Raw genomic sequence first — 10,812 nt, forward strand, 5'->3', positions numbered from 1 at the left:
GTTAGGCCTCCTTCCTCGTAGCGACGGGGCTTGCTGGATCAATGCCGATCGCGCCCTGCTCGGTGTCGGGGCTCAAGGAGCCGAGTGCGTCGAGCCCGTCCACCTTGTATATCTTGCATAGGACGTTTTTGAATGGAGCACCGAAGCCAATGCGGCCTATAGCACGATGTGGCACGAGACTGTTGATGTTGGACTTCCACACACCGCTTAGATTGGGTGCTTCTGGATCCTGTTCGGGGAACCACCATCCGTGCTGGGCGTGTATGACTCGCGGATCGATAATAGGGGTGACGTGCGCTTTCTCGATAGCTTTGCCGAGCGGGTTCTCGATGCACACCCAATCGCCCTCCTCGATGCCGTATAGTGCTGCCGTTTCGGGGTTGATCTGCACAAGAGGGTTCGGCATGAGGGCGCGCAAGGACGGCACTTGTCGGTGCTCGGAGTGGAAGGAAGTGGTTTCGCGTCCACCCGTGGTCATAATGAGCGGGTATTCGTTGGCAAGTTCGGGACGGCTGAACGGCGTGAGTGCATTCTCTTCGAAGTAGGGAAGGGGATCCTCACCCCAATCCTCATAAAGGCTCGAGCATAGTTCGACCAAGCCTGTGGGGGTGTTGAAGCCCGGTTCGCCATCTGGTCGCAGCAGGCCCTTCTCGTACTTGCGGTACTCGAACTCCTGTTGCACCCAGCCCAGCTCCTGCAGCTCCTCGAACGTGATACCGAGCTGGGGCTTGATCTGCTCGGTGAAGAAATCGGCCACGTTGTCCCATGGCCATGCCTTCGGATTGAGCCGCTTGCCCACCATGAAATCTATTTCGAGGTCGGAGCGGCAATCTCCCACCTCGACGCACTTGTTCATGGCCATGACCATGTGAGTGTTGCGCCCGAAGTGGGGAAGCACCACGCCGTCGTGCTCGGCGAACGTGGTCACTGGCAGGAACAGGTCGCACAGGCCCATGGCCGTAGGGGTCATGAAGACGTCTTGGCAGACGTTGAACTCCATCTTCTCGAGCGCCTTGAACCAGCGTTTGCCTTGCGCGTTGGTGGTGTTCGCTATGCCGTTGGTGGCGTAGAACCACGCCATCTTGAGCGGATAGGGCTCGTCGGTTTCCAGTGTGTCGAGGATGCAGTCGGGATGCGCTATGAGGTGTGCGGCGCGAAATCCCTGGTAACGGGGGTCGGTAATCTGCTTTTCGAGCATGCCCGGCGGGAGCTGCTGGGCGCATTCGTATCGCCACTTCCCCATGAAGCTCGCTGGCACGGCCAGTGTCACCCCTCCTGGCACGTCCAGATCGCCGAGGATGGCCGCGAGGATGAGCACGGTGTGGCCGGCCTGCACCCCATTTGCGTTCGTGTCTATGGCGAGCCCCCACATGAACGATGAAGGATGGTTCTCTGCGATGGCGCGTGAGGCAGCGGCGATGGTGGCGGCCGGAACCCAGGTGATCTCCTCCACCTTATCCAGCGGGTACTCGGCAGCACGCTCCTTGAGCTCATCGAAGCCGTAGCACCAGTTCTCAACGAAGTCGTGGTCGTAGAGATCTTCCTGTATCAGATAGTTGATCATACCCAAGCCGAGTGCGGCATCGGTGCCGGGACGGAGCTGCAGGTGGAAATCGGCATGAGCAGCCATCCATGTGACACGCGGGTCTACCACCACGTAGCGCGATCCGCGCTTCATGAGGTCGATGAGCGTATGGCCGAAGAACCCGTCGGGGTTCGAGAACAGGGGATCCTTTCCCCATAACACGATGTACTTCGGCACCTCGTAGCGCGGGTCGTCGTAGCGGTCGGGGAAGAAGGCTGCGTAGTCGAGCTCGGGATAGCCCGCCCCGAGTATGAAGTCGGCCACCGAGCAGCGTGGCCCATAGCACGAGTCGCCGCTCATGGGGAAGCACGAGTTCGGTGTGCCGAGGGCGGCATAGGCGAGCGGTGTTTTGTAGAGCGTGGCCTCGCGGCCCGTGCCCTGGAAGGCCACAATGGACTCGGCGCCCCAATTCTCCTTGACGTAGCTCACCCGCTCTTCGATGATGTCGAGCGCCTCGTCCCAGGTAATGGGCTCCCAGGCGTCCTTCCCGCGATCTTCGCGTGCGCGCTTCAAAGGGCTCAGGACGCGCTTCTCGCTGTACATATACTCGGGAAGCGTGAGGCAGCGCACGCACAGGCGCCCTTGGGTGATGGGGTGGTCCGGATCTCCCTCTACGTCCACCACCTTGCCGTCTTTAACGGTCAGGTACATGCCGCACCCCACCGGGTGGTCGCCCGGCGGCGACCAGGCGCAGGTGCGGCACTTGACCACGCCGTCACCGCATTCGATTATCCGCTCTGACATAACCTCTCCTCTCTCGTGCTGTTTATCGCGTGGTGGCACTTTTCCGGTTTCAAGGATGATTTCGCTGAGAAAGGCGACCTCTAAATGCCGGAAAGTGCCGGAGCCACGGGCCTACTTGCTGATGGGCGCTCCCGGCGCCTTCGGGGCAGAGGGGGCGTTGGGCATCCCATGAGCCGTTGGTGCGGGTACGACTGCCGGGGAAGCCGGTGCGGGCGCGTCGTCCTCGGCGCCTTCGGTCGGCGACTTGCAGAAGGGGCATTTCTTGGGCAGCTGCCCCGCTACGCGGTTGATGCGCTTGCCGCAAGACGGGCAGGTGGCGGGGGGCAGTTCGGTCTCGGCTGGTCTGAAGCACATGGCGAACCTCTTTCTCTCAATGCTCTCGACGTGCGATGACTAAACCGAAATAGTATTAATTCTTTGCCATCGCCTTTCAATAAAATAATACGAAAGGGGTTAAATGAATAGTACTAAAAAGACTATGTACTATTCTATTTTAAGAATATGTTACAGGATTTTAAAGGAACACTTAGTTCGAAAAAAGCCTAATATGCAGGTAAAACATCTGTTAAATATAAACACACCAGTTTATTTATCCAAAAAATAGTATAAATAGACACCTTGATTACTAATACTAAATAATATTATTTTGATGTCACAAACTAAACCAAATTGACCTAAGCCAAAAGTGGTTAGTTAAAGGAGGATCGTATGTGTTTTAGGCCTGCGGCGGTCGAAATGTCCAACAAGTGTCCGCAGTGCGGATGCGAATGCGCGCTCAATCTCGAGCATTGCCCGCAATGCGGAGCGGCGCTCCCCAAGGTGCCGGCCATGCCCGGCATGCCCGGTGCCCCCGGTGTGCCCGTTCCGCCCGGGGCCCCGGCTCCGCCTGCGTCTCCATCAGCGCCCCGTGTTCCGCACCCATGAGCGTTGCGCGTAGGCAACAGTCCCGTTTCTGTAAGCTTCCGGCCAACGCTCTGCCCGCCCGAGGTTTGAGCGTTGGCCGGCTGCCGAAAACCCAGATCGATGAATCGCCAAGAAAAGGAGGAGGAATGGATTACCAAGAGTTCCTCGATTCGGTCGACCGCGAGGCCTACCACGAGGGGGAATGGCGGTGGCGGGAGGGCGAGTACACCGTCACCCGCACCAATCATTGGTCGCCCCCTGGCTGCCATAACGGGTGCGGCGTGCTGCTCTACGTCGACCAAGAGGGCAGGCTTGCCCGCATCGAGGGCGACCCGCTGTCGCCCTTCAACAACGGCAAGCTTTGCATGCGCTGCCTCGACATGGTGGAGGCCGTAAACCATCCCGACCGGTTGAAGTACCCTTTGCGTCGGGCCGGCAAGCGCGGCGAGAACAGATGGGAGCGCATCACGTGGGACGAGGCCTACGATGAGATCGTGGAGCGCGTGAACACCGTCAAGCGAGACTTCGGCTCCCACACCATCCTGTTCGTGCATGGCACGGGACGCAACATCGGCTGGCAGCTGCCGCTGTTCGCATCCACTGCCCTCGAGACGCCCAACGTCTGCAACTTCGGGTTCACTGGCTTTGCCTGTTACCTTCCGCGTATGATCGGCGCATCGGCGAAAATGGGAGAAATGACCATCGCCGACGTGTCCGAAACGCATGAGATGCGCTATGCCGACCCATCCTTCCGCCGCCCCGATGTGATCATGGTTTGGGGTAACGAGCCTCTTAAGGCCAATGCCGACGGCTTCCTTGGCCACTGGATCGTCGAATGCATGCAGATGGGTACCCAGATCATCTCCATCGACCCGCGCCTAACCTGGCTCGGAGCCAAAGCCGCGTACTGGTTGCAGGTGCGCCCCGGAACCGACGGCGCGCTGGGCATAGCGATGCTGAACACCGTCATCAACGAGGATATGGTCGACCATAAGTTCATCGACAGCTGGTGTTACGGCTACCAGCAGCTCGTCGAATCGGTGCAGGGTAAGGATGCCGATTGGGCCGCCGAGATATGCGGTGTACCGGCGGACGACATACGCGGAGCAGCCCGCTTGTACGCTACGGCGGAAAGCGCGTCCATCCAGTGGGGCCTCGCGTTCGAGCAGCAACTGTCCGCATTGGGCGTCACCGCGGCGGCGTGCGATCTCATGGGTGTTACCGGCAACATCGACAATCCCGGAGGGAACCTGCTCATCAAGTGCGCATTCGATATCGAGAAGCGCTACGGTTTGGGTGATTTCAAAATCCCGCGCGAAAACTATGCAGGCAAGCTTACTTTGTCGGCGGGCATCGAGTCATCCGATATCGTGGCCTGTGCGTCCTCAGATGCCCTACTGCACGCTGTGGAGACAGGCGAGCCCTTCATGCCCCAGATTATCTGGCTGCAAAGTGCCAACCCGCTATCCTGCTCGGGCATGGACGCACCGCGCATGTACGAGGCCATGAACAAGATCCCCTACTGCGTGGTGGCCGACCCCTATATGACGCCGACTGCCGTGGCTCATGCCGATATCGTGCTGCCGGTTGCCATGAGCTGCGAGCGCAACTCCGTGCGCACCTGGTGGACGCCCGCCCGGTCCATCTCCAAGTGCGCGAGCTACTACGAAGCAAAGTCCGATGAGCAGATCATCCTCGACCTGGGTCGCCGACTGAAGCCCGAGAACTGGCCCTGGAAAGACGACAAGGAGTTGGCCACGTGGTACCTCACCGACCAGTACGCCGAGGGCGGCACGCGTTACGAGGGTGATTTCGAGGAGCTGCAGGAGCGCGGCGGCTACAAGTATGACCCGTGGGATGCCGAGTACTACAAGTACCAGAAGGGCATGTGTCGCCCCGACGGCCAGCCGGGCTTCGACACGGCAACGGGTCGTTTCGAGTTCTGGAGCTGGGGGTACAACCATTGGGGAGTCGATCCGATGCCCTACCACATTGAGCCGAAGGATAGCCCAGTATCCACGCCCGAGAAGCTGGCAGAGTACCCGTTCATCGCCACGTCGGGTGGAAGGTCCTACGAGTTCTTCCATTCCGAGCACCGTCAACTGGAAACCATGCGCGAGTTCCATCCTTGGCCGCTTGTGACCATTCATCCCGAGGCTGCGGCTGAATACGGCATCGAGGATGGCGACTGGGTGTGGATCGAGACCACCCATGGCCGATGCCGCCAGAAGGCGTTCCTCTTCCCCGGCATCAAGAAGGACACCATTCATATGGAGCACGCTTGGTGGTTCCCCGAGCAAGAAGCCGCAGAGCCCAGCCTGTACGGCACGTTCGACTCAAACATCAATAACATGGCGCTCAACTTCGAAACGGGGCAAGGCGGCATCGGTTCCGGTATCAAGAGCTTCTTGGCAAAGATCTACCCCTACGTCGAGGGAGACCAGATGCCCGGCGAGAAGGTCACCCGCGAGGGCGGCTGGGGCGACTACCTGCCCGGCGTTATGGCGGGTGACAAAGAATCGGCAGAGAGGCAGGCTGCCGAAGGCAACAGCGCCTTGCTCGCCCAGATCGAGGCCGCTCGGCGCGCCAAGGAGATGAAGGTAGAGGACGCCGACATGCAGGGCCGGAACGCGCTCATCTACGCGAAAGAGCACGCCGACGGCCTGCAGGATGCCTGACCGCCCAAACGACCCAAGAAAAGGAGGCGAACGACCGTGACTAAGGCGATTCTCGTCAACTACGACTACTGCACGGGCTGCCACTCATGCGAGGTGGCCTGCAAAAAGGAGCGTGGCCTGCCGAAAGGCGAGTTCGGCATTAAGGTGTGCGAGGTGGGGCCGTTCCAGTACAGCAGGGACCAGGGGCTGAAGGGCGTATGGGAATGGACGTATATGCCCGTCCTGACGCAGGCATGCAATCTGTGCGCCGACCGTACGAAGGAGGGCAAGATGCCCATGTGCGTGCAGCATTGCCAGGCATGGTGTCTGTACTACGGTGAGGCGGAGGACCTGGTCAAGAAAATGGACGGCAAGACCCGTTGGACGCTTTCGACCACCAAGGAGTAAGGGGGCCGGGCGGCTTAGACCGAGAGGGGAACCATGCGCGAAGTCGCCCGGAAACCATTGAAAAGGGGGTTCCATGAACATGACCGACGAAGTTTGCGCGCACGTCGCGGCCGCAGACTACGCGATACTCGACGATTTCACCGTCGGGCGAGTCAAGACCCGTGTGCTCGACGCGGTGGGCGTCATAGCTGCCGGGGTGCACGCGCCTCGTTGCGACGATTTGTTCAACCTGCTCAAAAGCTATGGAACAGCGCCTCAAAGCACGGCGTTTTTTCGCGGCGAGCTTATGGGCGCTCCGCAAGCTGCCATGGTGAACAGCTTCGCCATGAGATCCTACGATTTCGAGGCCATCGAGGCCGAGAACGAGAATCGCAAGAGCAGTGCCGCTCACATCAGCGGTACGACGGTGCCCACCGCCTTCGCCGCCGCAGAGCGCGTACATGCGAGCGGCAGGGAGTTCCTCACGGCTTTGGTGGTGGGCGATGACGTTGCCGCGCGTCTGGGAGCGGCATCTGGCTTCGATGTGTATGGAGGCTGGGATAACACCAACACCATCAACGGGTTGGGCGCTACTGTTGTCGCCGGCAAGTTGGGCGGCCTCAACGAGCAGGAGCTCAACAACGCGCTCGGCCTGAGCCTGAACATGCTGGGCGGGTCGATGGACAACATCAACTACAAGACGCTCGCGTTCAAGCTCCCCATGGCGCTTGCTGCCCGCAACGCCATCTTCTCGGCCGACTTTGCCGCCCGTGGCATGACGGCCACCCACGACGCCATCGGGGGCAAGAAAGGGTATTTCTTCCTGTTCTGCGGCGAGAAGCAGCAGCCGGAGCTGCTGTGCAAGGACTTGGGGCGCGTTTTCTACGGCGATGTGGTCATCAAGCCGTGGTCGGCCTGCCGCGCCACGCACCCCTCGATCGATGCCTGCATGAAGATCGTCGAAGCGCACGAATTCGATCCAACGCAAGTGGAGAGCGTAACCATTCATACCACGCCCCGCACAGCTCAAGGGTTCGTGGGGCAGCCGTTCGAGGTAGGCGAAGAGCCCCAGGTGAGCGGAGCTTTCAGCATCATCTACACGGCGGCAGTCGCCCTTGTGGAAAAGGCTGTGCGCCCCGAGCACATGAACCGGGAGGCCATGGAGGATCCCGCGCTGAAAAGCATGATAGCGAAGATCGCCATCGATCCCTCCTTGCCGCCCGACGAGTACCAGACGGCGGAGGTAGACGTGGTCATGCGGGACGGCACGTCTTATCACGCACGCTGCGACGTGCCCAAAGGCGATATCTACCGCAGCCCCCTGACCGAAGGGGAGGTTCTCGACAAATTCTACCGGAACATCGAGTTTTCTCGCACGCTGCCGCACGAGGCTGCCGCACAGGTGGTTGAGATGGTTACGCATCTTGAAGAGCTGGACGACATCGGGGAGCTCGTGGCGTTCATGGAAGAGAGGAGAATGAAATGACCGCAGAACAGAAAGCTACCGCGAAGAAGGCGCTCGGCATCACGGTCCAGATAGCCGCGCTGCTCGTTATCACGCTGCAGTATGCGAAGTCGTTCTCGACGCCGGCCATGTCGGCCATTGGAGCGGCATACGCCCCTGCGGGCGTCGATTCGCTCATGCTTAAGAACATCGAAGGGCTGCCCTCGCTTATGGCTATTGTAGGCGCGTTCGCCGTGGGCATCCTCGAGCGCTATATGAAAAAGAAGACCATGCTTATCATTGCCATGACATGCACCCTCGTCGGTGGGGTGGTTGCTGGTCTCATGCCGGAGACCATCGAGGGCTTCTACGGCATATTGGCGTGCCGCGTGGTGCTGGGTTTCGGCCGCGGCATGATATTCCCTATGGCGTCATCGTTCATAGCCGACTTGTTCGAGGGCAGGCAGCGCGACCGCCTCATGAGTTTCAAAACGGCAGTGGGAGGTCTCTCGGGTTCGGTGTTCCAGCTGATCGGCGGTTTCCTGGCCGTCATGTCGTGGCGCTATTCCTTCATCGGCTACCTGTTCATCATCCCCATCGTGGCGATGATTGTGCTCTGGCTTCCGGAGCCCGACGTAAAGCCGGCTGGGACGACGGCCGACGGCAAGCGTGGTAACGCGCTCAAATCCATCACGGTAGCCGCATGGATCGTCATCCTCTTGGCAGGCGTGTGGAACTTTTTCCAGTTCTCGTACTTCACCAACATCTCCTTGTGCATCAAGGAGGCGGGTTTGGGCGACACGGGCTTCGCTGGCATCATCAGCTCCACGCAGACGCTTGCCGCCGCGGTGGGCGCCATCTGCTACGGTGCGTTTCTTAAGGGTCGCCTTCGGGGATTCGACCTGCCTATCGCTCTACTCGGCGAGGCCGTGGGCTTCTGGATTCTCACGCACATCGTCTCGGTGCCGGGCTACTACGCAGGCGCCATTGTATACGGGCTCGCGTTCGGCATGTTCAACCCCGCCCTCATCCTGCAGATCGTGAAGGTTCTGCCCAAGGAAGGTGCCACGTTGGGGCTCTCGCTTTTGGCTGCGGCGCAGAATCTGTGCCAGTACTTCTCCGCCTACGTGCTTGCGTTCTTCGCCGGTCTCATGGGCGTGGCGGCTACGGGCCAATTTGCCGGTTGGAACGTGGCATGGCCGCTTGCGACAGCTATGGCCGTGCTTGTGGCCGTTATCATCGTTATCACTAAAGCGAAGCATCCCGAGTTGATCGCCGGCCTGAAAGAACCGGGTAAGCAATCCGATATCGAGAAAACCGTCTAGTTGGGGGAACGGCACGTAAAAGATGGTTGTACTGGATTCGAGTGATCGGGGCCGGCGCCCGCCGGCCTCTTCTGCCGAAGGGGGATCGCATGCTAGTTCGCGATGGCAAGCTTCTAGGGAGAGTACCGTATGCATTCGTGATCGTGGGGTGTTGCTGCCTTCTCCAGGCGTTTGGCATGGGCCTCATATTGAACTGTGGAAGTCTGTTCTATGTTCCTGTCTGCGAGGATATGGGGTTTCTTAGATCGGAGATTGCCACGTACATGACAGGCTATTTCGTCGGAACGACGTTGGTAACGCCCTTGGCCGGAAAGCTTCTCTCACGGTATGACATACGCGTTGTCATGGCATTGGCCATCGTGGTGCTCTCGTTCTCCGTCGGAGTCATGTCAACCTACACGGCGATATGGCAGTGGCAGGCATCAGGGTTTCTCGTCGGGGCGGCTGGTTCGTGCATATTCGTGCTGCCTTCCGCGACGCTGGTGGGGAACTGGTTCGTCAAACGGCGCGGTATGGTATACGGCATTGTCATGGCTTGCTCGAGCGTATCGGCGGCAGTGTTCTCGCAGGTTCTGCACGGCATCATAGTGGCCGACGGATGGCGAGAGGCTTATTTGTTCGTCGGTGTCGCCTCGTTTTGCGTGATCTTTCCCTGTGCCCTGCTGCTGAGAAGGAATCCGTTCGACGTGGGTGCCGTCCCCTATGGGCTCGTGCCCAATAAGGTAGTCGGAAAAGCGTCAGTTGTACGAGGTGTTGCGGTGAAGGTAGCCGTGGTCTCCTTGGCGTTTTGGTGCTTGTTCGTATTCGCCGGTATTGCGTCGTTCATTCATGGAGGCATCGAGCAGCATCTTCCCGGTTACGTCGAGTCTGTCGGGTTCACCTCGTCATTCGCCGCAGCTGTGGTATCGGCCCAGTCCGTCGGATCGGTGGTCGACAAACTGGTCATGGGCTGGCTGAACGACAAGCTGGGGGTGCAGCGAACCACCATCATCGAGCTTGTGCTCATCGTGCTGGGCATTTTAGGGTTCGTTCTGCTGCACAACCCGGTTTTCCTCATCGTGTCCGCTGTTTTGTTCGGCGTGCAGGATTCGCTTATGTCGGTGAGCCTTCCTCTGCTCATTCGAGAGGTATTCGGTTCTAAGAACTACACGCAGATCCATGCGTGGATACGTACCGGCGTGGGGGTGTTCGGATCGTTTTCGGGCATTGTCGTCGGTGCGGCATATGATTTCGCAGGCACCTTCGTCCCCGCTTTTCTGGGATTGATGGTCATCTGCTTTTTGGCCATGGCCTGCATCCGCGTTGCCTACCGAACAAGCAAGGGATTGGTTTGGGAAGCGACGGGCTGCGTATCGGATGGAGACGCCAAGAAGTAAGAGGATTGCTATTTCCCGATTGCAGAAAGCTTTCATAGTGCTGGACGGAGTCAAGGGGGGCCCGGCTGCTTGCGGCCGGGCCCCTTGTAGATCGTTCGCTTGCGGCGGACGCCTCTTGTGCGATTGTTATGACGGCCACAAGCTGACGCCAGGGGCGTCTACCGCTCGTACATCACTTCGCCGCCCAGGATGGTCGTCGCCACCTTGGTGGTTCGGTAATCCTCCACGTTGCCGGCGATGAAGTCGTTGTCGAACAGGCACATATCGGCGAAGTTGCCCACCTCCACCGAGCCCATCTTGTCGTCGTCGTGGCTGAAGAACGCCGCGTTCTTCGTCCACATGATGAGGGCCTGGATGGGCGTGACCTTCGACTCGTCGCCCTTGGAGAGCG

8 protein-coding genes are annotated in these 10,812 nt (G+C 59.6%); 5 read left to right on the forward strand and 3 right to left on the reverse strand.

The window, feature by feature from the left end:
* Position 1: 1 nt before the first annotated feature.
* Both C1877_RS12890 and C1877_RS12895 read right to left on the reverse strand, forming a co-directional pair.
* The gene (locus tag C1877_RS12890; protein ID WP_015540114.1) at positions 2-2,329 is read right to left on the reverse strand and encodes a molybdopterin-dependent oxidoreductase; all 2,328 of its coding nucleotides are present in this window, start codon (positions 2,327-2,329) and stop codon (positions 2-4) included.
* Positions 2,330-2,440: 111 nt separating this feature from the next.
* Entirely contained in the window at positions 2,441-2,683 is a 243-nt protein-coding gene (locus C1877_RS12895) for a hypothetical protein (RefSeq protein ID WP_083809137.1), read from the reverse strand.
* 695 nt (positions 2,684-3,378) lie between these two features.
* Here C1877_RS12895 and C1877_RS12900 point away from each other — a divergent pair.
* From C1877_RS12900 to C1877_RS12920, 5 genes are all read left to right on the forward strand, one after another.
* On the forward strand, positions 3,379-5,910 hold the full coding sequence (locus tag C1877_RS12900) for a molybdopterin-dependent oxidoreductase (RefSeq protein ID WP_114569351.1): 2,532 nt from the start codon (positions 3,379-3,381) through the stop codon (positions 5,908-5,910).
* Between the two features lie 36 nt (positions 5,911-5,946).
* Positions 5,947-6,297 carry a 4Fe-4S dicluster domain-containing protein gene (locus C1877_RS12905; protein ID WP_041239613.1) on the forward strand — a complete coding sequence of 117 codons (351 nt, stop codon included), beginning with the start codon at positions 5,947-5,949 and terminating at the stop codon, positions 6,295-6,297.
* 79 nt (positions 6,298-6,376) lie between these two features.
* Positions 6,377-7,762, forward strand: coding sequence for an MmgE/PrpD family protein (locus tag C1877_RS12910; protein ID WP_167536668.1), 1,386 nt, complete (start codon positions 6,377-6,379; stop codon positions 7,760-7,762).
* Complete coding sequence (locus tag C1877_RS12915; RefSeq protein WP_015540110.1) at positions 7,759-9,045, forward strand: MFS transporter; 1,287 nt, start codon at positions 7,759-7,761, stop codon at positions 9,043-9,045. The genes C1877_RS12910 and C1877_RS12915 overlap by 4 nt, the downstream gene beginning before the upstream one ends.
* An 89-nt stretch (positions 9,046-9,134) precedes the next feature.
* Positions 9,135-10,421: an MFS transporter gene (locus tag C1877_RS12920; RefSeq protein ID WP_114569352.1), complete on the forward strand. Its 1,287-nt coding sequence runs from the start codon at positions 9,135-9,137 to the stop codon at positions 10,419-10,421.
* A 158-nt stretch (positions 10,422-10,579) separates the two neighbouring features.
* Here C1877_RS12920 and C1877_RS12925 read toward each other — a convergent pair.
* The coding region (locus C1877_RS12925) for an amidohydrolase family protein (protein ID WP_147274561.1) at positions 10,580-10,812 on the reverse strand (233 nt) is incomplete at its 5' end.

The sequence above is a fragment of the Gordonibacter pamelaeae genome, from assembly GCF_003340385.1.
Classification (GTDB): Bacteria; Actinomycetota; Coriobacteriia; order Coriobacteriales; family Eggerthellaceae; genus Gordonibacter; species Gordonibacter pamelaeae.

Coding starts and splice junctions, on each gene's coding strand:
- C1877_RS12910 (WP_167536668.1), top strand. CDS start 6,377: ATGACCGACGAAGTTTGCGCGCACGTCGCGGCCGCAGACTACGCGATA.
- C1877_RS12920 (WP_114569352.1), top strand. CDS start 9,135: ATGCTAGTTCGCGATGGCAAGCTTCTAGGGAGAGTACCGTATGCATTC.
- C1877_RS12915 (WP_015540110.1), top strand. CDS start 7,759: ATGACCGCAGAACAGAAAGCTACCGCGAAGAAGGCGCTCGGCATCACG.
- C1877_RS12890 (WP_015540114.1), bottom strand. CDS start 2,329: ATGTCAGAGCGGATAATCGAATGCGGTGACGGCGTGGTCAAGTGCCGC.
- C1877_RS12900 (WP_114569351.1), top strand. CDS start 3,379: ATGGATTACCAAGAGTTCCTCGATTCGGTCGACCGCGAGGCCTACCAC.
- C1877_RS12895 (WP_083809137.1), bottom strand. CDS start 2,683: ATGTGCTTCAGACCAGCCGAGACCGAACTGCCCCCCGCCACCTGCCCG.